19 protein-coding genes and 3 pseudogenes are annotated in these 23,492 nt (G+C 70.8%); 14 read left to right on the top strand and 8 right to left on the bottom strand.

Annotated features, from left to right (window positions below; all coding sequences use genetic code 11):
- The first annotated feature begins 151 nt into the window (after nucleotides 1-151).
- The 7 genes from F9278_RS12775 to ltrA all read left to right on the top strand — a co-directional run bounded on the left by F9278_RS12775 (nucleotide 152) and on the right by ltrA (nucleotide 9,457).
- Complete coding sequence (locus tag F9278_RS12775) at nucleotides 152-1,066, top strand: SCO2400 family protein (protein ID WP_152168433.1); 915 nt, start codon at nucleotides 152-154, stop codon at nucleotides 1,064-1,066.
- Between the two features lie 406 nt (nucleotides 1,067-1,472).
- A complete protein-coding gene (locus F9278_RS12770; protein WP_152168432.1) occupies nucleotides 1,473-2,519 on the top strand; it encodes a LacI family DNA-binding transcriptional regulator in 1,047 nt (348 codons plus the stop codon).
- A gap of 160 nt (nucleotides 2,520-2,679) precedes the next feature.
- A complete protein-coding gene (locus F9278_RS12765; protein WP_152168431.1) occupies nucleotides 2,680-3,690 on the top strand; it encodes an ABC transporter substrate-binding protein in 1,011 nt (336 codons plus the stop codon).
- Between the two features lie 96 nt (nucleotides 3,691-3,786).
- A complete protein-coding gene (locus F9278_RS12760; RefSeq protein ID WP_152168430.1) occupies nucleotides 3,787-5,328 on the top strand; it encodes a sugar ABC transporter ATP-binding protein in 1,542 nt (513 codons plus the stop codon).
- Between the two features lie 11 nt (nucleotides 5,329-5,339).
- The gene (locus F9278_RS12755; RefSeq protein WP_152173827.1) at nucleotides 5,340-6,476 is read left to right on the top strand and encodes an ABC transporter permease; all 1,137 of its coding nucleotides are present in this window, start codon (nucleotides 5,340-5,342) and stop codon (nucleotides 6,474-6,476) included.
- The gene (gene yjfF, locus F9278_RS12750) at nucleotides 6,476-7,498 is read left to right on the top strand and encodes a galactofuranose ABC transporter, permease protein YjfF (protein WP_152168429.1); all 1,023 of its coding nucleotides are present in this window, start codon (nucleotides 6,476-6,478) and stop codon (nucleotides 7,496-7,498) included. The genes F9278_RS12755 and yjfF overlap by 1 nt, the downstream gene beginning before the upstream one ends.
- 705 nt (nucleotides 7,499-8,203) lie before the next feature.
- Nucleotides 8,204-9,457 carry a group II intron reverse transcriptase/maturase gene (gene ltrA, locus F9278_RS12745; protein WP_152167255.1) on the top strand — a complete coding sequence of 418 codons (1,254 nt, stop codon included), beginning with the start codon at nucleotides 8,204-8,206 and terminating at the stop codon, nucleotides 9,455-9,457.
- Nucleotides 9,458-9,529: 72 nt separating this feature from the next.
- On the opposite strand, the gene F9278_RS12740 is transcribed toward ltrA, so the two are convergent.
- From F9278_RS12740 to F9278_RS12715, 5 genes are all read right to left on the bottom strand, one after another.
- The gene (locus F9278_RS12740; RefSeq protein WP_152168428.1) at nucleotides 9,530-9,997 is read right to left on the bottom strand and encodes a GNAT family N-acetyltransferase; all 468 of its coding nucleotides are present in this window, start codon (nucleotides 9,995-9,997) and stop codon (nucleotides 9,530-9,532) included.
- Nucleotides 9,998-10,109: 112 nt separating this feature from the next.
- Nucleotides 10,110-10,820 (bottom strand): DUF305 domain-containing protein, encoded by a 711-nt coding sequence (locus tag F9278_RS12735; RefSeq protein WP_193241455.1) that lies wholly within the window; start codon nucleotides 10,818-10,820, stop codon nucleotides 10,110-10,112.
- Between the two features lie 131 nt (nucleotides 10,821-10,951).
- A complete protein-coding gene (locus F9278_RS12730) occupies nucleotides 10,952-11,353 on the bottom strand; it encodes a DUF6153 family protein (protein ID WP_193241454.1) in 402 nt (133 codons plus the stop codon).
- Nucleotides 11,354-11,440: 87 nt separating this feature from the next.
- Nucleotides 11,441-11,947, bottom strand: coding sequence for a DUF4396 domain-containing protein (locus F9278_RS12725; RefSeq protein ID WP_152168427.1), 507 nt, complete (start codon nucleotides 11,945-11,947; stop codon nucleotides 11,441-11,443).
- A gap of 470 nt (nucleotides 11,948-12,417) precedes the next feature.
- Nucleotides 12,418-12,855, bottom strand: a complete 438-nt coding sequence (locus F9278_RS12715) for a MarR family winged helix-turn-helix transcriptional regulator (RefSeq protein ID WP_152168426.1) — start codon at nucleotides 12,853-12,855, stop codon at nucleotides 12,418-12,420.
- 114 nt (nucleotides 12,856-12,969) lie between these two features.
- Here F9278_RS12715 and F9278_RS12710 point away from each other — a divergent pair, with 114 nt between their 5' ends.
- Nucleotides 12,970-13,992: an NADP-dependent oxidoreductase gene (locus F9278_RS12710; protein WP_152168425.1), complete on the top strand. Its 1,023-nt coding sequence runs from the start codon at nucleotides 12,970-12,972 to the stop codon at nucleotides 13,990-13,992.
- Nucleotides 13,993-14,134: 142 nt separating this feature from the next.
- On the opposite strand, the pseudogene F9278_RS12705 reads toward F9278_RS12710, so the two are convergent.
- A pseudogene (locus F9278_RS12705) lies at nucleotides 14,135-14,716 on the bottom strand (serine hydrolase); the annotation flags it as partial.
- Nucleotides 14,717-15,110: 394 nt separating this feature from the next.
- Between F9278_RS12705 and F9278_RS12700 the strand changes: the two are divergent.
- The 5 genes and pseudogenes from F9278_RS12700 to F9278_RS12680 form a co-directional block, all read left to right on the top strand.
- Nucleotides 15,111-15,587, top strand: a pseudogene (locus tag F9278_RS12700) (protein kinase family protein); the annotation flags it as partial.
- A gap of 185 nt (nucleotides 15,588-15,772) precedes the next feature.
- A complete protein-coding gene (locus F9278_RS12695; protein WP_152168424.1) occupies nucleotides 15,773-16,351 on the top strand; it encodes a TetR/AcrR family transcriptional regulator in 579 nt (192 codons plus the stop codon).
- Nucleotides 16,352-16,415: 64 nt separating this feature from the next.
- Nucleotides 16,416-17,606, top strand: coding sequence for a GDSL-type esterase/lipase family protein (locus F9278_RS12690; RefSeq protein ID WP_152168423.1), 1,191 nt, complete (start codon nucleotides 16,416-16,418; stop codon nucleotides 17,604-17,606).
- A 149-nt stretch (nucleotides 17,607-17,755) separates the two neighbouring features.
- Nucleotides 17,756-18,580, top strand: a complete 825-nt coding sequence (locus F9278_RS12685; RefSeq protein ID WP_152168422.1) for an EI24 domain-containing protein — start codon at nucleotides 17,756-17,758, stop codon at nucleotides 18,578-18,580.
- Nucleotides 18,577-18,726, top strand: a pseudogene (locus F9278_RS12680) (LysE family translocator); the annotation flags it as partial. The gene F9278_RS12685 and the pseudogene F9278_RS12680, both read left to right, overlap by 4 nt.
- 330 nt (nucleotides 18,727-19,056) lie before the next feature.
- On the opposite strand, the gene F9278_RS12670 reads toward F9278_RS12680, so the two are convergent.
- A complete protein-coding gene (locus tag F9278_RS12670) occupies nucleotides 19,057-19,740 on the bottom strand; it encodes a TetR/AcrR family transcriptional regulator (RefSeq protein WP_152168421.1) in 684 nt (227 codons plus the stop codon).
- 194 nt (nucleotides 19,741-19,934) lie between these two features.
- Between F9278_RS12670 and F9278_RS12665 the strand changes: the two genes are divergently transcribed.
- Nucleotides 19,935-22,397 (top strand): glycoside hydrolase family 3 protein, encoded by a 2,463-nt coding sequence (locus F9278_RS12665; protein WP_152168420.1) that lies wholly within the window; start codon nucleotides 19,935-19,937, stop codon nucleotides 22,395-22,397.
- A 94-nt stretch (nucleotides 22,398-22,491) separates the two neighbouring features.
- Here the strand turns inward: F9278_RS12665 and F9278_RS12660 are convergent, their stop codons facing one another.
- Nucleotides 22,492-23,481 (bottom strand): aldose epimerase family protein, encoded by a 990-nt coding sequence (locus F9278_RS12660; RefSeq protein WP_152168419.1) that lies wholly within the window; start codon nucleotides 23,479-23,481, stop codon nucleotides 22,492-22,494.
- Between the last annotated feature and the right edge of the window lie 11 nt (nucleotides 23,482-23,492).

The following is a 23,492-nucleotide window of genomic DNA, read 5'->3' as shown; positions in this document are numbered from 1 at the left end:
ACGGTTTCGCGTCGATGGCGGCGATGGCCGGGATCGCGCGCAAATGATCCGGACCGTACCGCGCCCGGCGGGCCGGTCCACGAGGCCCCCACACAACCTTCACGGGCCCACCCGGGAACGTCACCGCTGCGGAACATAATCTTCCGGCGTCATGGATTACTGCCACCCGTGCCAACGGCACCTCAATGGCGCCCTCTCCTGCTCGGGGTGCGGCGCGTCGGCCGAAGAATGCCGGGCCCACGCGGACGCGTCGGCCGCCCGGGACGACATGGCCCCGGACGAACGCGACGGCCCGGCCGGGGGTGATGCCGGCGACGTCCCCGGCGCCTTCGGCGAGCCGAGCGGTGGCCGCCGCGCCCGGGGGCGAGGCCGTGGCCGTGGCCGGGGCGCTCGGGTGGAGCGCGCCGACCGGGGCGGTGCGGCCGAGGACGGTGCCCCCGAGGACGCCGACGCCCTCGACGAGGCCGACACCCCCGCCGACCCCGACACCCCCGACGCCTCCGAGGTCACGGGTGGCGGACGCCGGTCCCGGTCCCGGGGGCTCGGCCGGAACGCGCGGGCCGGACGCCGCGACCGCAAGGCCGCGGCCCATCGCCGTCGGCGCCGGCGCGTGCTGCTGGCCGGAGCCGGGTTGCTGCTCGCCGCGGCCGGACTGAGCCTCGCCGAACTCGGCATGGAGGCACCCCCGCGGGAGCCCCGCGCGGCTGTCGTGGACGACGTCTCCGACGTGTCCCCGTCGGCCACGACCGACGGCGCCGAAGACGCCGGCGACGGCTCCGGCACCGCCGACGACGCCGGGAAGGACGGGAAGAAGCCGGACAAGTCGGCCTCCCCGTCGGCCTCCGAGTCCGAGAAGTCCGCGGACGAGGACGCCGCCGAGGACGAGGACAAGCCCAAGGACCGCTCGGCCTCCGACGCCTCCGCGACCCCGGCCCCCACGGCTCAGGACCCCACCGCCGGCCCCGAGGACACCGACACCCCGACCACCGAACCGACCGCCGACGAGCCGGCTCCCGAGCCCAGTCCCTCGGCGACCTGCAAGCAGTTCCTGTGGTGGTGCTCGTAGCGATAACCGCAGGTCGGAGCCCCCGGGCAGGGGTCATCGCCCGGGGGCTCCGGCATGTCCGACCCGGCCTCCCGGCGCCCTGTGTGAACCGCGCGTTACTCAACCGTGACGACTTCCCTGACGCAGCCCTCTTGACCGCCATGAATTGTTAGCGCTCACAATGACCTCCGCATTCACCAGTCGACGCCCCAGGGCATCCGAGGAGGTACGAGCGCCGTGCCAGCAGCGCCCCAACTCGCCTTACCAGTGGCCTACCTGGGGCTTTTCGGAATTCCGGCGTGAAGCCGACGGCGCGGAACCATCCGCCCGCCGCACCGGACTCGTCCACGACAGGCGAGTTGTCGGCAACACCGGACCCGTCCGCACCACCAACCCGTCCACCGTCGACCACCGAGGAGGTGCGGCCGTGACCCACTCGCAGCTCCGGCCGCCCACCATGGCCGACGTGGCACGCCAGGCAGGTGTCTCCCACCAGACCGTCTCCCGCGTCCTGGGGGACCACCCCAACGTGAAGGACGAGACCCGGGTCAGGGTGCAGCGCGCGATCGAGGAGATGGGCTACCGCCGCAACTCCTCCGCACGGGCCCTGGTGACCCGGCGCACCCAGACCCTGGGCGTGGTCGCCTCGAACACCACGCTCTACGGCCCCGCCAGCACCCTGTTCGCGCTGGAGGAGGCGGCCCGCGCCGAGGGGTATCTCGTCTCGACGGTCAGTCTGCGCGAACTGACCGTGGAGACGCTCTCGGAGGCCGTCGACCGTCTCAGCGACGGCGGTGTGGAGGGAGTGATCGCCCTCGCCCCGCAGCGCTCGGCGGTCTCCGCCCTCGCCGAACTCCGCCACCCCTTCCCGGTGGTGGCCGTCGGCACCGGCTCCGGTTCCGAGATCCCCAGCGTCAACGTGGACCAGGAACTGGGCGCGCGGCTGGCCACCGGCCATCTGCTCGCCGCGGGCCACCGCAGGGTCTGGCACCTCGCCGGACCCGAGGACTGGCAGGAGGCGGCGGACCGTACGGTCGGCTGGCGGGCCACCCTCGAAGAGGCCGGCGTCGAACCGCCGCAGCCGCTGCGCGGGGACTGGAGTCCGTTGTCGGGCTACCGGGCGGGCCAGGAACTGGCCGGCTGGGTGGGCCGCGGTCTGACCGCCGTCTTCGTCGCCAACGACCAGATGGCACTGGGGGTGTTGCGCGCGCTGCGGGAGGCGGGCGTACGCACACCCCAGGACGTCGCGGTGGTCGGCTTCGACGACATCCCGGAGTCGGAGTTCTTCGCCCCGCCCCTCACCACCGTCCGGCAGGACTTCACCACGGTGGGCCGGCGCGGTATCGCCCTGCTGCTCGACCTGATCGAGGGCCGGACCCCTGCCGGGCCGTCCCGGATCGCCATCGAACCCCAACTCGTCGTCCGCGCCAGTACCTTCCCGTACCTTCCCCAGCCGGCGAGCCCTCCGGGTTGACGCGGCATCGAGCACCTCAGCGTCACTCACCCTCAGCATGGCCGACATTTCGAACGATGATCGACAGGTTGGACGCAGTCCGACAGGTTGAACGCAGTGCGGCCGGTCCACCACGAGTACCAGCGGTCCGTTCCCGGACCGGCTCTTCAAAGGAGAAGACATGCTCAACAGACGTAACTTCCTCACCGCGGCGGTCGGCGTGGCGGCTGCGGCCGGTCTGACGGCCTGTGCCAAGGAGGACGACAGCTCCACCGGTTCGGACTCCTCCGGCGGCGGCAGCAAGAAGATCACCCTCGGCTTCTCCCAGGTCGGCTCGGAGAGCGGCTGGCGCAGCGCCAACACCGACTCGGTGAAGTCGGCGGCCAAGGAGGCGGGTTACACCCTCAAGTTCTCCGACGCGCAGCAGAAGCAGGAGAACCAGATCTCCGCGATCCGCAGCTACATCGCGCAGAAGGTCGACGTCATCGCCTTCTCGCCGGTGGTCGTCACCGGCTGGGACGCGGTCCTCAAGGAGGCCAAGGCGGCGAAGATCCCGGTCGTCCTCACCGACCGCTCCGTCGAGACCTCCGACGAGTCCCTGTACGTCACCCTGGTCGGCTCCGACTTCACCGACGAGGGCCGCCGCGCCGCCAAGATCCTGGAGAAGGTCCTGGAGACGGCCGGCCACAAGGGCAAGGTGAAGATCGCCCAGCTGGAGGGCACCACCGGTGCCGCCCCCGCGATCGAGCGCGCCAAGGGCTTCAAGGAGGTCATGGACGCCGAGCACAAGGACGACTGGGAGATCGTCGTCACCCAGACCGGTGACTTCACCCGGGCCGGCGGCAAGCAGGTCATGGCCGCCTTCCTGCAGTCCAACCCGGACATCAACGTGCTCTACGCGCACAACGACGACATGGCCATCGGCGCCATCCAGTCCATCGAGGCGGCCGGCAAGAAGCCCGGCAAGGACATCCTCATCGTCTCGGTCGACGGTGTGAAGGACGGCTTCGTGGCCATGTCCGAGGGCAAGATCAACGCCATCGTCGAGTGCAACCCGCTGCTCGGCCCCCAGCTGATGGAGGTCGTCCAGACGGTCCACGACGGCGGCACGGTCGAGCGCTGGATCAAGACCAAGGAGAGCGACTTCACGCAGGACCAGGCCAAGGACGCCCTCCCCACCCGCAAGTACTGACCCCACCGGCAGGGAGCCCCCGTCCGACCCCCCGTCGGGCACCCGGGGCTCCCTGCGGGCCTGCACACCACGATGATTTTGCTTAGGAGCGCTGCCATGGCAGAGCCGCGGCCCGTCCTGGAGATGACGGGCATAGTCAAGGAGTTTCCGGGGGTACGGGCTCTGTCGGGCGTCGACTTCCGGCTCTTCCCCGGCGAGATACACGCTCTGATGGGCGAGAACGGCGCCGGCAAGTCCACCCTGATCAAGGTGCTCACCGGGGTCTACACCCTGGACGGCGGCACGATCACCCTCGACGGCGGGTCCGTACGCTTCGCCAGCCCGCTGCAGGCGCAGCAGGCCGGCATCAACACGGTCTACCAGGAGGTCAACCTCTGCCCCAACCTCTCGGTGGCGGAGAACATCTTCATCGGCCGCGAGCCCACCCGCTTCGGCCGCATCCAGTGGAAGCGGCTGCGCAAGGAGGCCGCGGAGCTGGTCGACCGGCTCGGCCTCGACATCGACGTGACGGCCCCGCTCTCCTCGTACCCGCTGGCCGTGCAGCAACTGGTCGCGATCGTACGGTCGGTGGGCACCGGCGACACCGAGGGCAAGGGCACCAAGGTGCTCGTCCTCGACGAGCCGACGTCCAGCCTCGACCGCGACGAGGTCCTCGAACTCTTCCGGCTGATGCGCCGGTTGAAGGACGAGGGGGTGGCGATCCTCTTCGTCTCCCACTTCCTCGACCAGATCTACGAGATCTGCGACCGGATGACCGTCCTGCGCAACGGCACCCTCGTCGGCGAGCACCTGGTCAGCGAACTCGACCAGGTCGGTCTGATCCAGCTGATGATCGGCAAGGACCTGGACCAGCTGGAGGAGCTGCACGAGCAGCAGCTGCACGCCGACGTCGGCGAGACCCTGCTGCACGCGGACGGCCTCGGCCGCACGGGCGGTATCGCCCCCTTCGACCTGGACATCAAGAAGGGCGAGGTCGTGGGCCTCGCCGGCCTGCTCGGTTCGGGCCGCACCGAACTCGCCCGGCTGCTCTTCGGCGCCGACCAGCCCGACAGCGGCAAGGTCACCGTGGGCGGCAGACAGGTCTCCATGAGCGCCCCGAACGACGCCATCGGCGCCGGGGTCGCGTTCTGCTCGGAGAACCGCAAGACCGAGGGCCTGGTCCCCGATCTGACGGTCCGCGAGAACATCATCCTGGCCCTCCAGGCGTCCCGCGGCTGGACCCGGCCCATCCCGGCCGCCCAGCGCGACGAACTGGTCGCCAAGTACATCAAGGCCCTCGACATCCGGCCCGCCAACCCCGAGGCCCGCGTCGGCCAGTTGAGCGGCGGCAACCAGCAGAAGGTGCTCCTCGCCCGCTGGCTGATCACCCAGCCCAAGCTGCTGATCCTCGACGAGCCCACGCGCGGCATCGACATCGGCGCCAAGGCCGAGATCCAGAAACTGGTCGTCTCCCTCTCCGAGGACGGCATGTCCGTCCTCTACATCGCGGCCGAGCTGGAGGAGGTCCTGCGCCTCAGCCACACCATCGGCGTGCTGCGCGACCGCAAGCTGGTGGCGAAGCTCACCAACGGGCCGGAGATCACCACCAGCAGGATCCTGGAGACCATCGCGAGCGGCGAACACGGAGAGAACCAGTGAGCACCCCACCTGTGGCGACGACGGCCACGACCGGCACGGCATCCCGCTGGCGGGCGCTGACACACCACCACCTGTTCTGGCCCGTAGCGGTCCTGATAGCCCTGCTGCTGATCAACGTCCCCTTCACCCCCGACTTCTTCTCGATCAAGATGACGGACGGCCACCTCTACGGCAGCCTCGTCTCGATCGTGCTCTTCGGCTCGCCCCTGATCCTGGTGGCCGTCGGGATGACCCTGGTCATCGCCACCGGCGGCATCGACCTCTCGGTCGGCGCGGTCGTCGCCATCACCGGCGCCCTGACCTGCTCGTACATCAGCGACCAGGCCGACCAGAACGCGCTGGCCGGAGTCTTCCTGGCGATGGGCATCGGCCTGGTGGCGGCGGTCGTCTGCGGCCTCTGGAACGGCTTCCTGGTCGCCCGGATGGGCATCCAGCCGATCATCGCCACGCTGATCATCATGGTCGCGGGCCGGGGTGTCGCCCAGCTGATCACCGACGGCCAGATCATCACCATCAACAGCGAGCCGTACAAGCTGATCGGCGGCGGCTACTGGCTGACGCTGCCCTTCTCCATCTTCGTGGTGGCCGCCGTCGTCGCCGTCACCGTGGCCCTGACCCGCAAGACGGCCCTCGGCCTCCTCGTCGAGTCCGTCGGCGGCAACGCCGAGGCCAGCCGCCTGGTCGGCATCCGCTCCCGCCGCATCAAGATCATGGTGTACGTCTTCTGCGCCCTCTGCGCGGGCATCGCGGGCCTGATGATCAGCTCCAACACCTCGGCCGCGGACGGCAACAACGCCGGCCTGTGGATCGAGCTGGACGCGATCCTCGCGGTCGTCATCGGCGGCACGTCCCTGCTCGGCGGCCGGTTCTCCATCGGCGGCACGGTGATCGGCGCCCTGGTCATCCAGACCCTCACCACCACGATCTACACGATCGGCGTGCCCACCCAGACCAACCTGGTCTTCAAGGCCGCCGTCGTCATCGTCGTCTGCCTGCTCCAGTCCCCGAAGTTCCGCGCGAAGGTCTTCGGCGCCCGGTTCGGCCCCAAGTCCGGTGCGCGCGGCGGCGGTACGGGTACGTCGCCCGCGGCTCCGGTGAAGACCCCCGCGGCGCCCGCCGACGCGGCCCCCAAGATGGAGGTGTCGTGATGACCGCGACCACCAAGACCCCCGCGGCCCCGGACAGCCGTACGCCGTCGAAGGCCGCGCAGGTGCTCGGCGACCGCCGGCTGCCCGTCCTGGTCACCGCCGCGCTCTTCCTCACGATGTACATCGCGGGCCTGAGCCGCTACCAGAACTACGGCTTCGGCGAACCGCAGGTCTTCCTCAACCTCTTCATCGACAACGGCTATCTGCTGGTCGCCGCCGTCGGTGTCACCTTCGTCATCCTGTCCGGCGGCATCGACCTGTCCGTCGGCTCGGTGATCGGCTTCACCACGATGTTCACCGCCTGGCTGGTGGAGCGCCAGGGGGTGCCGCTGCCGCTCGCCGTCCTCCTCGCCCTGGGCGTCGGCGCGTTCGGCGGGTTCCTGATGGGCTATGTGATCCAGAACTTCGAGATCCAGCCGTTCATCGTGACCCTCGCCGGGCTCTTCCTCTTCCGCGGTCTCTGCCTGGTCATCAGCAAGGAGTCGATCTCGATCAGCGACTCCTCGGTGAGCAGCCTCGCCCAGACGCGGGTGTCGCTCGGGCTGGGGGAGTTGTCGATCGGCGCGGTCGCGGCCCTGGTCGCCATCGCCATCGCGTTCTACGTGCTGCACTACACCCGCTTCGGACGCCGGGTGTACGCCATCGGCGGCAACGAGCAGTCGGCCATGCTGATGGGTCTCCCGCAGGGCGGCACCAAGATCGCCGTGTACACGGTGAGCGGCTTCTGCTCGGCCCTGGCCGGCCTGCTGTTCATGCTGTACATCCAGTCCGGTGACCCGCTGCACGCCGTCGGCATGGAACTCGACGCGATCGCCGCGACCGTCATCGGCGGCACGCTCCTCACGGGCGGCTCCGGCTATGTCCTCGGCACCCTCTTCGGTGTGCTCGTCCTGGGCCTGATCAAGAGCATCATCCAGTTCGAGGGCACCCTCAGCTCCTGGTGGACGAAGATCGCCACGGGCGTGCTCCTCTGCGCCTTCATCCTCATCCAGCGGGCGATGACGGCACGCAAGCAGACATGACCGTGACCTGAGCGGATCCCACTGATCCGAGCGGACCCGAGCGGACCCGAGCGGACCCGAGCGGACCCGAGCGGCGGGGGACGCCCGCCCCACGAGGGCGGGCGTCCCCCGCGTGTGCGCCCAGCATGGGCGGTTGCTTGGGGGTGGAAGTCCCCTGGGGGAAGAGGTGGTGCTAACCCCGAGCCGGAGGCAAGGGCGTCATCGTGAGGTGGGGTCTGGAGGAAGCCCGAGGCGAGACCTGGGTACCGAGGAACACGAACCGTGTATGAGGCGTACTGGTCGGGTGAGCCTGCACGCGAAGGTGAAGCCCGTCACTGCCAAGAAGGCCAGTGCGTAGACGCGGCGGGGATCCAGGGACAGTGATCGTTCTTACCTGGGGAGATCTGTCCGGGTGTCGGTTGTGCTGAAGATGTCGCCGCGCCGACGGTCCGTGCTGGAAGGTGCGGGCTGACCGGGCAGAAGTCAGCAGAGGCCGTAGTACCAGCCGGGATGGGCACGGTGGCTGGGAAGGGCTGAACATCGAGTGGAACGGGTGATGTGGTGGTTGCTCGTGCTGGTCACAGGGACCGCAGCAACACTGCTTCGGCGGTGCCGCGGGGGGAGGAGCCGGTGCATCCGGCGGAGCCCACGGCGGAGCGTAGTGGCCGGTCGGCGCACTCCACGGAGGACGTTCACCGCGAACAGCGTTCCTCGCTTTGGGAGTTGATGCTCTCGAAGGAGAACCTGCTCGCGGCGCTCAACCGTGTCGAGGTGAACCGGGGTGCTCCCGGGGTGGACGGTATGACCACGGCCGAACTCAGGCCGTGGATCGCGGTGCACTGGCCCGAGGTCCGGGCCGAACTCGATGCGGGCATCTACCGGCCGGCGCCGGTCCGTCAGGTGATCATCCCGAAGCCTGGCGGCGGTGAGCGGATGCTGGGGGTGCCGCGGGTGCTGGACCGCTTGATCCAGCAGGCCGTCGCGCAGGTGCTCGTGCCCATTTTCGATCCTGGTTTTTCGGGGTCGTCCTTCGGGTTCCGTCCCGGCCGGTCCGCCCATCAGGCGGTCAGGGTCGCGCGGCGTGCCATCGAGGACGGCAACCGGTGGGTCGTGGACCTTGATCTGGACCGGTTCTTCGACCGGGTCCAGCACGATGTCCTGATGGCACGGGTCGCGCGCAAGGTCACTGACCGCAGGGTCCTGAAGCTGGTTCGCAGGTATCTGGAAGCCGGGGTCATGGTGGACGGCGTGAAGACGCCGGGCAGGGAGGGGACCCCGCAGGGCTCCCCGCTCTCGCCCGTCCTGTCGAACATCATGCTCGACGACCTGGACCGGGAACTGTTCAGGCGCGGTCACCGGTTCGCACGTTACGCCGACGATCTGCGGATCTTCGTGCGGAGCAGGCGGGCTGCTCAGAGGGTGCTCGACTCGGTCACGGCCGTGGTCGAGCAGCGGCTGAAACTGAAGGTCAACCGGGTGAAGTCGAAGGTGGTCCCAGCTTCCGTCATGACGATGCTGGGGTTCGGCTTCTACTTTGTCCGGGGTGGGAAGGTCAGGGTCCGGGTCGACCCGAAGGCGGTCGAACGCCTGAAGGTTCGGCTCAAGGAGCTGACCTCGCGCCGGTGGAGCGTTGCGATGGCTGACCGCATCGCGCAGATCAACCGCTTCACCACAGGCTGGATGGGCTACTTCCAGCTCGCGGACACTCCCAAGGTGTTCCAGGAGCTGGACAAGTGGTTCCGTCGCAGGATGCGGCAGATCCGCTGGAAGGAATGGAAACGGTACGCGACCAGACGTCGTAACCTGCGGGCGCTCGGGATCGGTGAGCGTGATGCTCGGGAATGGGCGGCCAGCAGCAAAGGCTACTGGCGGGTCGCGAAGTCACCTGTTCTGGACAGGGCACTGCCCATCTCCTACTGGGACGACCTGGGCCTGAAGATGCTCAAGCCGACCTGGCAACGGTTGAGACCAGCTTGGTGAACCGCCGGATGCGTGACCCGCATGTCCGGTGGTGTGGGAGGAGGGACGGGCGACCCGTCCCTCCTACCCGATCTATGCCTCGGCCCCCGCCCGCGCCCCGCCGCTCCCCGAACTCCCTTGCATCACGCGGTACATGCCGATCGAGTCGTGCGTGGCGGTGTCGGCGAAGCCGAACTTCTCGTAGAGGAAGCGGGCGGGGCCGTCGGCGATCAGGGAGACGTACGCGGTGGCGGGCGCCCGGCGCTCCAGTTCCCCGGTGAGCGCGGCCATGACGCGCTTGCCGAGCCCCCGGCCCTGGTGGGCCGGGGGCACACAGATGTCGACGATCTGGAACGCGGTACCGCCGTCCCCGATGACGCGCCCCATCCCGATCGGCTGCCCCTCGTGCCGGAGCACCACCCCGTGCCAGGTCTGCGGCAGGGCGAGCGCCACCGCCCCGGGATCCTTGTCGGACAGCCCGGCATCGGTGCGCAGCCGCCGGAACTCCTCGACGGAGGGCACACCCACCGTCAGCTCGTAAGGGTCACCATCGCTATTCATGCATTACATGCTAGCGGGCGGGACCGGCGGGGGCGGGAGGGAGCGTGGAGGGGACAGGGAGGGGACGGGGAGGGGGGGCGGATGTCGGCCCCCTCCCCGCCTCGCGGGGCCGTCAGTCCCGGCCGCTCTTTCCGAGGAGTTCGTTCATCTCGGTGATCTCGGCGGTCTGTGCGGTGACGACATCCTCGGCCAGGGCCGTGGCGGGCCCGTACTCGCCCTCGGCCTTCTCCGTGGTGGCCATCTCCACGGCACCCTCGTGGTGTTCGACCATCATGGTCAGGAACAGGGTGTCGAAGGCGGCGCCGGACGCCTTCTCCAGCTCGGCCATGTCCTGGCCGTCCATCATCCCGGGCATCCCGGACGCCCCGGTGCCGCCCGAGTGCTCCATGCCCGGCATGGAGCTCGGCATGTCGGTTCCGTTCGGCACCTCCTCGCCCCAGGCCCTCAGCCAGCCGGTCATGGTCTCGATCTCCGGGTCCTGCGCCTTCTCCACGCGCGCGGCGAGGTCCTCGACCTGGGCGGAGGCCGCCCGGTCGGCGGCCAGCGCGGCCATCTCCAGCGCCTGCCGGTGGTGCGGGATCATGCCCTGCGCGAAGGCCACGTCCTGGGCGTTGTGGGTGCCGGCCGCGTCGCCGGCACCCGCCGACGCCGATGCCGAAGCGGATGCCGACGCCGACTCGGAGCCGTGGCCGCCCCCGTCGTGACCACTCCCGCCGTCGCTCCCGCAGGCGGCGAGCACGAGGGCGGCGGTGACGGACGCGCCCGTCAGGGCGGTGAGGCGAGTGAGGGTACGGATACGGATACGGATACGGGTGGTGCGCATGCTGGAACTCCTGCTGTGCGAAAGGTGTGGGGATCCGGACGTGCCGAAGCGCACCGTGTCGCCGGGCCGGGCCGGGCCGGACCCGGAGGGCCTGGGCCGGTCGGGGCCGGGAGCGCGGTGCGTGGCGGTGTCTAGATCCGCAGGAGTTGGAGTTCCGCCAGGGACGGGGGCGCGCGTGCGCCGTCCGGCGGTGCGACCGCGTGCGCGCACACCGCGTCGGCGGTCACCGGCACGGCCACCGGGTCGGGGACGAGACCGGGCAGTGTCGGCCCGTCCTTCACCGCACTCGACACACAGGTCGGGTCGGCGTGCTGGGCGTGGTCCGTGCCGCAGTCGCCCGGACACCCCTCGTGGGCGTCGGCCGTGACCGTCACCCGGTGCCGAGGCTCGGCGTGTTCGCCGACGGCACCGCCGGGTGCCAGCGCGTGCATCCCGAACAGTCCGGCCAGCAGCCCGAGCACGAGCAGCCCCCGCCACCGCCCGAGGGGCGGTCGCGTGTGGTGTCGCTGTGCGCGGGCTGTCACGCCCCTCATCCTACGGAAGCCCTCCGACTCCAGGGCGGGCGGCCCGAGTCGGCGTGCGGCGGGCGCCGTCCCCGCCGCACACCTCGGCGGGTCGCCTCAGTGGTGGGCGTGGACGACGGCGTGCCCCTTGCCCCGGCCGATCATCCACTTGTTGACGGGCGTGGTGACCACGAACGCCACCGCGAAACCGCCCAGCAGGGCGGACCAGAACAGCCCGTCCGACAACTCGGCGTCCATCGCCCCCGGTGTGAGGGCGATGATCCCGTTGTCGACCAGCTCCATCACGGCGATCGAGACGGTGTCGGCGGCCAGCGCCACCTTCACCGCACCTCTGAGGTCCAGCCCGGCCCCGCGCACCGCGAACAACGTGAACGAGTACCCGAACACGAACGCGAGCGCGATCGCCAGCACCATGGTCGGCGCATTCCCCCACCCCAGCGCCGTCCCCACCACCATCCCGAGCACTTCCCCGACGACACACCCGCTCAGACAGTGCAACGTCGCCTTCACGGCCGTCCCCCACGAGACAGCTCCTGGCCCGTGATCGCCGTGATCGCCGTGACCGCTGTGGCTGCCGTGACTGTCATGGGCGCCGTGGTCCATGGGTTCCTCCCGAGTCCTCGTCCGCGCGGTTCCTCTTGGGCCGATGATACCCCCTGGGGGTATCCGGTGCATCGTTCGTCGCCCCCGGGTCCGCTCGGTGATCCACCCCGCCATCCCCGTACGCCGACGCCGATGACCCGCTCGTCCGGCGCGAGGTCCTCCCCGCTGAAGGGCGGGAACGCGGCGTGCGGCGTGGTGACCCGTGCGGCGACCACACCGGCGGTGTACCTCTCCTGCCCCGGCTCCTCGGGACGCCGGTGCGGATCCCGTCGCAGCGCGATCAGCCCGTGCTCCGGACGCGCGGCCCCGGCGCCCGCGGCCCTGCCTGCGCCGGCCCGCTTCACGGTTCGACCTCGTGATCCGGCAGTCGTGACCCGTACACGATCACTGCACATCGCTGCCGCCGGCCATCCGGCGGACCCCCGACCCGGGGTGGGGGTGTCCCCGGACAGGGCTTGGGCGAAGGCTCCCTACATCCCCAGCATCCGCCGCAGCAGATCCCGCAACGACTCCCGCTCGGTGGCGCTCAGCCCGGCCAGCGGCTCGCGGGCGAAGTCCAGGGAGTCTCGGAGGCTGCCCGCCACCTGGCGGCCCTCGGCCGTGGCCGCCGCGAGCTTGACACGGCGGTCGTTCGGGTCGGGACGCCGTTCGACCAGGCCGCGCGCCTCCAGTCGGTCCACGATCCCGGTCACGTTGGACGGTTCGCAGCGGAGTTTCTGGGCGAGGCGGCGCATGGGGAGCGGTTCCAGGGACAGGAGGCCCAGGAGGCGGGCCTGGGCGCCGGTGAGCGTGTGTTCGGCCGCGGCGTCCTCGTACTCCTCGTGGTAGCGGGCCACCACCGTGCCGATGAGTTCGACGACCTCCATGGTCAGCGGGTCGATGCGGGGGGCCGTCTTCTGGGTGGACATGGCTTCGAGGCTACCTCTTTACTTGACAACATGAAATATTAAAGCGCATGGTTGTTTCAGGTAGTGAAGTAACCGCACGGTATGCACCCCGCACCCGCAGGAAGGCCCACCTCCATGTCCGACACCCCCGCCCTCCCCGCCACCAGCCGTGAATGGCATCTGCTGAGCCGCCCCGTGGGCTGGCCCAAGGACGAGGACTTCGCCCTGGTCGAGGCGGAGATCCGGCAGCCCGGCGCGGGTGAGGTCCTCGTACGGAACAAGTACCTCTCCGTGGACCCGTACATGCGCGGTCGGATGAGCGACGCGAAGTCGTACGTCGCCCCGTTCGAGCTGGGCAAGGTCATGCAGGGCGGGGCCGTGGGCGAGGTCGTCGCCTCGGCGGCGGAAGACATCGCCGTCGGCGACCACGTGCTGCACTTCGGCGGCTGGCGCGAGTACGCCACGTTCGACGCCAAGCAGGCCGTGAAGGTCGACCCCGACGCCGCGCCGCTCTCCACCTACCTCGGCGTCCTCGGCATGACCGGCCTCACCGCCTACGCGGGTCTGCTGCGGGTCGGCGCCTTCAAGGAGGGCGACGCGGTCTTCGTCTCCGGCGCCGCCGGTGCCGTCGGCAGCCAGGTCGGCCAGATCGCCAGGCTCAAGGGCGCCTCCCGCGTCATCGGCTCGGCCGGCTCCGACGAGAAGGTCAAGCTGCTCGTCGAGGAGTACGGCTTCGACGCCGCCTTCAACTACAAGAACGGCCCCGTGTGGGAGCAGCTCAAGGCGGCGGCCCCCGACGGCATCGACGTCTACTTCGACAACGTCGGCGGTGAGCACCTGGAGGCCGCGATCGGCGCCCTCAACCTGCGCGGCCGGGCCGTGATCTGCGGAATGATCTCCCAGTACAACTCGACCGAGCCGACCCCCGGCCCGCGCAACATGGTCAAGATCCTGCAGAACCGCCTGCGCGTCGAGGGCGTCCTCGTCGGCGACCACTACGACTTCCAGCCCCAGTTCGTCCAGGAGGTCGGCCCCTGGGTCGCCTCCGGCGCCCTCAAGTACCGCGAGACCGTCGTCGAGGGCATCGAGAACAACCTGGAGGCCTTCCTCGGCGTCCTGCGCGGCGACAACACGGGCAAGATGATCGTCAAGCTCTGACCCCGAGCCCGACGCGACCCCGAGCCCGACGCGACATTGAGCCCGACGCCACCGTGACGAACGCCCGCTCACGTTCGTTGCACACGCCGGAGTCCGCACCCCTGGACGTGGGGTGCGGGCTCCGTTCTCGTGTGTGCGCCTCTCAGACCGCCAGCGCCGCGCGGTGCACCGCCCGTACCAGCCCCGTGTTCTCCGGTGCCGCCCCGCCCGGGAAGGCCATACGGCGGCGGGTGTAGCCGTAGGCGAGGCCGCTGCGGGGGTCGGCGAAGGCCTGGGAGCCGCCCGCGCCGCTGTGGCCGAACGTGCCGGCGCCGAGGAACGGGTAGAGGTTCTCGGCGGTGGCCTGGAAGCCGAGGCCGAACGCCTTGGGGGCACGGGCCACCAGGTCGTGGCCGAGGGAGTGGATCCGGCCGACCTCGGCGACGGTGTCGGGCTTCAGCAGCGGCGGCCGGCCGTCCACCGTGCTGATCGCCGCCGCGTACATCCCGGCGAGCCCGCGCGCCGAGGCGACCCCGCCCGCCGACGACTGCCCGCTCGCCCGCACGACACGGGCGTTGGGGAAGTCCGTCAGCTCGCCCGGCTCCGGCACCTGGCCGTTGAACGCGATCGACGCCAGCGTGTGCGGGCCGCGCTCCACGGCGTCCAGCTCGGCCTGCTGCGCGGGCGTCGGCGCGGTCGGCAGGACGGTCCGGAAACGCGGCTCGTGCTCCTCCGGCAGCCCCAGGCGGACCGTGGGACAAGACGCAAACGCAGCACCACAGCCAGTGGCGCCCGTTGTGCAAGCCCGGGACTTTAGTCCCGGGGCGTTGACGAACAGGTCGTACTCGTAGTTCTCGCCGGGCGGGGGAGTGGTCGGCTCGAGAGGCTGCTTCTACGTACCCGCGCAGATCGAGCATCACGGCCGACTGCTTGTCGATCTGGACCTGCCGCATCGCCCGCACTTCGGGCTGCGAGGCGGTGACGAAGTCCCGGTTCATTTCAAGCCCGCTCGCGGCGGTGCGCAACAAGAGGGCACGGCGGCCACGAGGGCATCGAGGGACCGAAGGAACTGCGGGACCGGCAGGGAACGCGGGACGAGGGCCGCCTGACGACCCGACCCGGGGTGCTACACATCAGCGATGACCTCTGCCGCCACCGCCCGTGCCGCCCGCCTGACCGCCCACGGCGCCGTGTCCACCGCCCTCGCCCTGTACAGCGACCGCGCCCTTGCCGAACTCCTCGACACGGCCGCCCCGATCGGCTCCGGTATCGGCGGCACGTCGGTAGCGCTGGAGGTCGCCGGGACCCCGGTCTTCGTGAAGCGCGTCCCCCTCACCGACCTGGAACGGCGGCCCGAGCACATCCGCTCCACGGCGAACCTGTTCGGGCTTCCCCTCTCCTGCCAGTACGGCGTCGGGGCGGTGGGCAGCCCCGGCTTCGGCGCCTGGCGGGAACTCGCCGTCCACACGATGACGACGAACTGGGCGCTCGCGGGGGAGTACGACGGCTTCCCGCTCCTGCACCACTGGCGGGTGGTGCCGCACTCCACACCGCTCCCCGAGGAGTTGGCCGACATCGACCGGGCCGTCGCCCACTGGGGCGGCGACCCCGGCGTGGATTCGCCCGGGGTGAGCGCCCCACCGGCATCCCGGACACGGCCGCGGCGTTGATCACCCGGCATGCCCCCGTGGCCACGGAGATGGCCGACTTCTTCCGCACCCTCGAAGCCTAAGAGGTAATCCCATTTGCCTAAAACTTTTAGGCAACCGCATAATCGACCGGGTCGAGCGAGAGGATGACCATGGCGCGCGCAGGCCTCAGCCCCGAACGTCTTGTCCGGGCGGGTGCCGAGCTGGCCGATGAGATCGGCTTCGACGAGGTGACCGTCTCCGAGCTTGCCCGGCGCTTCGAGGTGAAGGTCGCGAGTCTGTACTCGCATGTGCGCAACTCCCAGGACCTCAAGACCCGCATCGCCCTGCTGGCCCTGGAGGAACTCGCCGACCGGGGTGCCACCGCGCTCGCCGGCCGGGCCGGGAAGGACGCGCTCGCGGCGCTCGGGAACGTGTACCGCGACTACGCCCGCGCACACCCCGGCCGGTACGCGGCGGCCCAGTTGAGACTGGACCCGGAGGCCGCGGCGGCGAGCGCGGGCGCCCGGCACTCACAGATGACCAGGGCGATCCTGCGCGGCTACGACCTCACCGAGCCGGACCAGACCCACGCGGTCCGGCTCCTCGGCAGCGTCTTCCACGGCTACGTCAGCACGGAGGCGTCCGGCGGCTTCAGCCACAGCGCCCCCGACTCGCAGCAGAGCTGGGACCGGATCCTGGACGCCCTCGACTCCCTGCTGCGCAACTGGCCGACCGATCCCCCTGGTTGACCGCCGCGCGCCCCCGCGCCGCCCCCCGCCGGACAACCCACCCCACCGATCGTCAGGTTGAGCGATGCCCGAGACCCCCCACCCGAGCCCGAGCCCCCTCACCACCACCCCCCTCACCGCCGATCTCCTGCGCGGCGCCCTGGAGTTGGAGCACACCGAGCACGGCGTACTGCCGCACCGGCTGCCCGCCCGCGCCCGCGCCCAGTGCACCGACCCGCAGCTGGCCATGGTCGAGTCCCAGCCCTCCGGCGTACGCCTGGTCTTCCGCACCCGCGCCACCACCGTCGAACTCGACGCCCTGCGCACCAAACGGACGTACGTGGGCGCCCCGCCCCGCCCGGACGGCCTCTACGACCTCCTGGTCGACGGCCGACTGACCGCCCAGGCCGGCGTGCCGGACGGCAACACCCTCACCATCGACATGACCGAGGGGACGACGGAGCACCGGCCGGGCCCGCCCGGCACCGTGGCCTTCACGGACCTCCCCGGCGGCCTCAAGACCGTCGAGATCTGGCTCCCGCACAACGAGACCACCGAACTCGTCGCCCTGCGCACCGACGCCCCCGTCGAGCCCGTCCCCGACTCCGGCCGCAAGGTCTGGCTGCACCACGGCAGTTCCATCAGCCACGGCTCCGACGCCGCGAGCCCCACCGCCATCTGGCCCGCCCACGCGGCCTCCCTGGCCGGCGTCGAACTCATCAACCTCGGCCTCGGCGGCAGCGCCCTCCTCGACCCCTTCACCGCCCGCGCGATGCGGGACACCCCCGCCGACCTGATCAGCGTCAAGATCGGCATCAACCTCGTCAACCACGACGTGATGCGGCTGCGCGCCTTCACCTCGGCCGTCCACGGCTTCCTCGACACGATCCGCGACGGACACCCCACCACTCCACTGCTCGTCGTCTCCCCGATCCTCTGCCCCCTCCACGAGGACACCCCCGGCCCCAGCGCCCCCGACTTCACCGACCTCGCCGAGGGCCGTATCCGCTTCCGCGCCATGGGCGACCCGGACGACCCCACCCCCGGCCGACTCACCCTCCGCCTCATCCGCGACGAACTCGCGGACATCGTGACCCGCCGCGCCCCCGAGGACCCCCACCTCCACTACCTGGACGGCCTCACCCTCTACGGCGAGCAGGACACCCCCACCCATCCCCTCCCGGACGACCTCCACCCGGACGCGCAGACCCACCGCCTCATCGGCACCCGGTTCGCCGAGCAGATCTTCACGGCCAAGGGCCCCTTCGCGCCCTGAAGGGGCCGCAGGCCCTAAAGGGGCGCGGGGCTGTAGCGATATGCGGCTCCGCCGCGCGGGCGCGAGCAACCACACACGACCCGCAGTCGCCGGCGCACCCCACCCCCCGAGCACTCCTGCGCAAACGAACCGAACGATAAAGTGCGCCCATGCGCGATCTAGGGGTGGGTTTCCAGTACCTCGTCCAGGGCCAACGATGGGTGGCCAGGCACGGGAAGCAGTACGGCTTCGGCCTGATCCCGGGGCTGATCACACTCGTCCTCTACATAGCCGCCCTCGTGGCCCTGGCCACCTGGGGCCCGGACTTCGTCACCTGGGCCACCCCCTTCGCGGACGACTGGTCCAGCCCCTGGCCCGGCCTCTTCCGCGGCCTGCTCACCGTCGTGCTGTTCGCCCTCGCCCTGGCGCTGGCCGTCATCACCTTCACCGCCGTGACGCTCCTCATCGGCCAGCCCTTCTACGAGAACCTCTCGGAGAAGGTCGACCGGGACGTCTCCCCGGACGGCACCGCACCCGAGTCCGACCTGCCGCTGTGGCGGGAGCTGTGGATCTCGGCCCGGGACAGCCTCCGCGTCCTCGCGCGGGCGCTCGTGTGGGCCGTGCTGCTCTTCGCCCTCGGCTTCGTCCCGTTCATCGGCCAGACCGTCGTCCCCGTGATCGGCTTCTTCGTGACCGGCTTCTTCCTCACCGAGGAACTGACCGCCGTCGCCCTCCAGCGCCGTGGCGTCCAACTCCGCGACCGCCTCGCCCTCCTCCGTTCCCGCAAGACGCTGATCTGGGGCTTCGGCACCCCGCTGGGCCTCGCGTTCCTGGTGCCGTTCGTCGCCGTCTTCCTGATGCCGGGCGCGGTCGCGGGCGCCACCCTCATGGCCCGCGATCTGCTGGGCGAGGAGACGACCGGCGAGGACGAGCGCGACCAGGTCCCCCACGGCCACCCGAACCCCATGTTCCGCAAGCCCGAGGTCGGCGCGTGAACGAGATCCTCGCCGTCGCGGTCATCACCGTCCTCGCGGTGATCGCCCCCGGCGCCGACTTCGCCATGGCCATCCGCGACAGCTATCTCCACGGCCGTACGACAGGGCTGCTCTCCGCCACCGGGGTCGCGGCCGGCGTCCTCGTACGACCGCGCCCCGCCCAGCGCCCGCGCGAACTCCGGTGCCACGGCGTCGAATCCGGACCGCCGCAGGATCTCCTGGGGCACGGCCCGATCGAGCCGCTGCTCCTCGACGGTGGGGGCCGACGCCGAAGCGGTCACGGGGGAGGCGGAGGCGGGCGCGCAGAGACCGGCCAGCAGCGCCGCCAGCCCTATCGTCGCTCCGCGTGCTCGTCGGGAAGTCGGTAGGGAAGTCAAGGGAGTTCGGGTCCTTCCGTCGCTGTCGTGCCGTGGGGGTCTCGCTCCGGACGGCGGCAGTATCACGCGACGGATGGGGCGCACGCCATGCCCGACGACTCAGGTGACCCCGTCCTCCCCCTTCTCCCCGCCCTCCCCGCCCTCCCCGCCCTCCCCGCCCTCCCCGCCCTCCCCGCCCTCCCCGCTCTCCCCGCTCTCCTCACCCTCACCCTCACCCTCACCCAGCAGCGCCAGGAAGTCCCGGCACGCCTCGGCCATGTCCACGCTCCCGGGATCCAGCAGCCACTGGTACTGCAACCCGTCCATCACGGCCACCAGCAGCGGCGCCGCCCGCTCCGGGGTGAGCCCGCTCGGCAACCGGTCGCCGTACTCGGCGCGCAGCACCGCCGCCATGGCCCCCCGCACCCGCCCGTACCGCTCCGTGAAGAACTCCCGCGCGGGATGCCCCTCGGTGACGCTCTCGCCGAGCAGCGCGGAGAAGGTCTGGACGATGCCGGGACGCATGGCGTTGTACTCGACGAGGGAGCCCAGCAGGTCGAGCCGCAGCGGGCTGTCGGGCACGGCGTCCCACCGGTCCCGTTCCTCCAGGACGGCCACGAGCAGCGCGTCCTTGGTGGGGAAGTAGTGCAGCAGCCCCTGCTGGGTGAGCCCGACGCGCTGGGCGACCGCGGCCAGGCTCGCACCCCGGTAGCCGCGCTCGGCGATCACCTCCAGGGCCGCCAGCACGATCTCCTCGCGCCGCTCCGCACTCCGGACACCCCTGGTTCCGCCGGTACCGCTCATGCCGAAAACCGTACGGCATCCCCCTTCACCGAACAGCGTGAAAAGTAACGGCAAAATAACGAAACCTACCAATCGACAGGTAATGGATGCACGATGGGAAGGCAGTACGGACACGACGCACATGACGCACTCGACGCACATGACGTACGCGACGTACATGACGCACATGACGGACTCGACGAGGAGGCACCGCGATGGCGGCAACCCCGGGTACAGCTCCCACCCCGGCCGACGAGGCACGCGAGGCGGCCGTGGAGAAGGCTCTCGCCAGGCTGGACCTCGACGCCAAGGCGAGGCTGCTCTCCGGTCAGGACATGTGGACCCTGCCCGCGCTCCCCGAGATCGGCCTGGACTCCCTCGTCATGTCCGACGGCCCGATCGGCGTACGAGGGGTGCGCTGGACCAGCGACGACCCGTCCGTGGCCCTGCCCTCCCCGACCGCCCTCGCCGCCACCTGGGACCCCGAACTCGCCCGCCGGGCAGGCGTGTTGCTGGCCCAGGAGGCCCGCCGCAAGGGCGTCCACGTCCTTCTCGCCCCCACGGTCAATCTGCATCGCTCCCCGCTCGGCGGCCGTCACTTCGAGGCGTACAGCGAGGACCCGTACCTCACGGGCGAGATCGGCTCCGGTTACGTGAACGGCGTCCAGTCCGGCGGCGTCGGCACCACGGTCAAGCACTTCGTCGCCAACGACGCCGAGACCGAGCGCTTCACGGTGAACAACCTGGTCTCCGAACGCGCCCTGCGCGAGCTGTACCTCGCCCCCTTCGAGGCGATCGTGGCGAACGCCCACCCCTGGGGCATCATGACCGCCTACAACCAGGTCAACGGCTCCACGATGACCGAGCACCGCTACCTCGTGAACGAGGTCCTGCGCGGCGAGTGGGGTTTCGACGGCTTCAACGTCTCCGACTGGATGGCCGCCCGCTCCACCACCGGCGCGCTCGCCGGCGGTCTCGACGTCGCCATGCCCGGCCCGGTCACCGTCTACGGCGAGCCCCTGGCCACCGCCGTCCGCGCCGGGGAGGTCACGGAGGCCGAGGTCGACGAGGCGGTCCGCCGGGTGCTGCGGCTGGCCGCCCGCGTCGGCATCCTGGAGGGCGCCGACCCGGTGGTCACCGAACTCCCCGCCCCCGTGGACGGCGAGGCCCTGGCCCGCGAGATCGCCCGCCGCTCCTTCGTCCTGGTCCGCAACGAGACCTCGGAGGGCCGGGCTGTCCTCCCTCTCCGGCCGGGCGCGAAGGTGGCCCTGATCGGCGCGGCGGCCCGTGACGCCCGGGTCCTCGGCGGCGGCTCCGCCACCGTCTTCCCGCCCCGGATCGTCTCCCCGCTCGACGGCCTCACCGCCGCCCTCCCCGAAGGCGCGCTCACCTACGTCGTGGGCGCGGACCCCAACGAGGAACTGGCCGTGGCCGACAAGGGGTTCACCCTCCGGGCCGTCTGCCGCGACTCCGCCGGCACGCTCCTCGGCACCGGCTCCGCCCCCAACGGCCAGCTCCAGTGGATGGGTACGGACCTCCCCGACGGCGTCACCCACGCCACCCTGCACACCGTCGAGCTGACCGGCACCTTCATCCCGCGCGAGACGGGCACGCACACCCTCGGCATCAAGGGCCTCGGCGCCTTCACCCTCACCGTGGACGGCACGACCCACTTCGACGACGTCCAGCGCAGCGACAAGGACGACCCCTTCCAGGCGTTCTTCGGCGCCCCCGTCCCGAGGGCCCAGGTCGAGCTGACGGCGGGCACCCCCGTCGACATCTCCCTCACCCATGTCGTGGCGCTCCCCGCCGACATCCCCTTCAAGGTCATCGGCTTCTCCCTCTGCCACCAGGAGCCGCAGCGCGACCCCGACGAGCTGATCGCCGAGGCGGTCGAGGCGGCCCGCGCCGCCGACACGGCCGTGGTCGTGGTCGCCACCACCGACCGCGTCGAGTCCGAGGGCTTCGACCGTGCGGACCTCCACCTCCCCGGCCGGCAGGACGACCTGGTCCGCGCGGTGGCCGCCGCCAACCCCGACACGATCGTGATCGTCAACTCGGGCTCCCCGGTGGAACTCCCGTGGCACGACGACGTCGCCGCCGTCCTCCTCACCTGGTTCCCCGGCCAGGAGGGCGGCGCCGCCCTCGCCGACGTGCTCACCGGCACCCATGAGCCCGGCGGCCGTCTCCCCACCACCTGGGGCACCCTGTCCGACGCCCCCGTCACCAGGGTCACCCCCACCTCGGGCGAACTCCCCTACGACGAGGACGTCTTCATCGGCTACCGAGCCTGGGCCACCCACCCGGCGACCCCCACCTACGCCTTCGGCCACGGCCTCGGCTACACCGACTGGACCTACGAGTCCCTGGAGGTCACCGGCACGACGGCCACCGTCCGGGTCCGCAACACGGGCTCCCGCGAGGGCCGCGAAACCATCCAGCTCTACCTGGCTCCCACGACCCCGGACGAGACCCGCCCGGCCCGCTGGCTGGCAGGCTTCGCGACGATCGAGGCAGCCCCGGGCGAGACGAAGGAGGCAGTCATCCAACTCCCGCGCCGAGCTTTCGAGATCTGGGACGAGACGACCAACTCATGGGCGCACGCGGCAGGTTCATACGAGGTCGAGGCAGCCCGCTCCTTGGCCGACCGCCGTCTCACGGCACCGGTCCAGGCGTAGGGCGACCCCAGGCTCTTCAGGGGCGCGGGGCTGTGTCGATACGCGGCTCCGCCGCGCGGGCGCGACCAGCCCCCACCCACCCGCACCCAACACGCTACGAACGCACCCCGAACCCATAAACCGTCTCCGACCGATAAACGCCACCCGGCCGCAACTCCGCACTGGGAAACCGCGGCCGGTTCGGCGAATCCGGAAAGCGCTGCGTCTCCAGAGCCACCCCGTCCCCCGCCCCGAACACCCCCTCCAGATGATCCGCCGTATAGAGCTGCATCCCCGGCTCGGTCGTAGCCACACTCAACACCCGCCCCGACCCCGCGTCCCACAACTCGGCGACACCCTCCGCCCGACCCGTAACGCCCTTGTCCAGCACGAAGTTGTGGTCGTACCCGCTCCCCACCTTCCGCGCCGAACGGAAGTCGAACCGCGTCCCCTCCACCTCGTCCAGCTCACCCGTCGGAATCAGCGACGCGTCCACCGGCGTCACCCGCGACGCTGCGATCCGCAGCTCATGCCCACCCGCGCTCCCGCTGCCGGCCCCCGCGAGATTCCAGTACGAGTGATTGGTGAGGTTCACGACGGTCGGCGCGTCCGTCACCGCCTCGTACGCGATCCGCAGCGCACCCCCGTCCTCGTCCAGCGTGTACGTCGCGGACACCTCCAGCCGCCCGGGGAAGCCCTCCTCCCCGTCCGGGCTCACCCGGGACAGCCGCACCCCGGCCCCGTCCGCGACACCCTCCGCCGCCCACACCCGCTTGTCGAAGCCGAGCGGGCCACCGTGCAGGGAGTTCGGCGGGTTGTCGCGCGCCAGTTCGTACACCCGCCCGTCGAGCGTGAACCTCCCGCCCGCGATCCGATTGGCGTACCGCCCGATGAGCGCGCCGAAGAACGGCCCCTGATTCCGGAGATACCCGTCGAGGTCGGCGAACCCCAGCACCACGTCCGCCGTCCGCCCGTCCCGGTCGGGCAGTTCCACGGACTGCACGATCCCGCCGTACGTCAGAATCCGCACCCGGGTGCCGCCCCGCTCCAGCGTCCACCGGTGAACGGGCGTGCCGTCGGAAAGTGTGCCGAAAAGTTCGCTCATGCGCGAAACCC

The sequence above is a fragment of the Streptomyces phaeolivaceus genome (assembly GCF_009184865.1).
GTDB lineage: Bacteria > Actinomycetota > Actinomycetes > Streptomycetales > Streptomycetaceae > Streptomyces > Streptomyces phaeolivaceus.
This window is presented reverse-complemented; position numbering and strand designations above follow the sequence as displayed.

Coding starts and splice junctions, on each gene's coding strand:
- F9278_RS12775 (WP_152168433.1), top strand. CDS start 152: ATGGATTACTGCCACCCGTGCCAACGGCACCTCAATGGCGCCCTCTCC.
- F9278_RS12765 (WP_152168431.1), top strand. CDS start 2,680: ATGCTCAACAGACGTAACTTCCTCACCGCGGCGGTCGGCGTGGCGGCT.
- F9278_RS12760 (WP_152168430.1), top strand. CDS start 3,787: ATGGCAGAGCCGCGGCCCGTCCTGGAGATGACGGGCATAGTCAAGGAG.
- yjfF (WP_152168429.1), top strand. CDS start 6,476: ATGACCGCGACCACCAAGACCCCCGCGGCCCCGGACAGCCGTACGCCG.
- ltrA (WP_152167255.1), top strand. CDS start 8,204: ATGCTCTCGAAGGAGAACCTGCTCGCGGCGCTCAACCGTGTCGAGGTG.
- F9278_RS12740 (WP_152168428.1), bottom strand. CDS start 9,997: ATGAATAGCGATGGTGACCCTTACGAGCTGACGGTGGGTGTGCCCTCC.
- F9278_RS12735 (WP_193241455.1), bottom strand. CDS start 10,820: ATGCGCACCACCCGTATCCGTATCCGTATCCGTACCCTCACTCGCCTC.
- F9278_RS12730 (WP_193241454.1), bottom strand. CDS start 11,353: ATGAGGGGCGTGACAGCCCGCGCACAGCGACACCACACGCGACCGCCC.
- F9278_RS12725 (WP_152168427.1), bottom strand. CDS start 11,947: ATGGACCACGGCGCCCATGACAGTCACGGCAGCCACAGCGGTCACGGC.
- F9278_RS12715 (WP_152168426.1), bottom strand. CDS start 12,855: ATGTCCACCCAGAAGACGGCCCCCCGCATCGACCCGCTGACCATGGAG.
- F9278_RS12710 (WP_152168425.1), top strand. CDS start 12,970: ATGTCCGACACCCCCGCCCTCCCCGCCACCAGCCGTGAATGGCATCTG.
- F9278_RS12695 (WP_152168424.1), top strand. CDS start 15,773: ATGGCGCGCGCAGGCCTCAGCCCCGAACGTCTTGTCCGGGCGGGTGCC.
- F9278_RS12690 (WP_152168423.1), top strand. CDS start 16,416: ATGCCCGAGACCCCCCACCCGAGCCCGAGCCCCCTCACCACCACCCCC.
- F9278_RS12685 (WP_152168422.1), top strand. CDS start 17,756: ATGCGCGATCTAGGGGTGGGTTTCCAGTACCTCGTCCAGGGCCAACGA.
- F9278_RS12670 (WP_152168421.1), bottom strand. CDS start 19,740: ATGAGCGGTACCGGCGGAACCAGGGGTGTCCGGAGTGCGGAGCGGCGC.
- F9278_RS12665 (WP_152168420.1), top strand. CDS start 19,935: ATGGCGGCAACCCCGGGTACAGCTCCCACCCCGGCCGACGAGGCACGC.
- F9278_RS12660 (WP_152168419.1), bottom strand. CDS start 23,481: ATGAGCGAACTTTTCGGCACACTTTCCGACGGCACGCCCGTTCACCGG.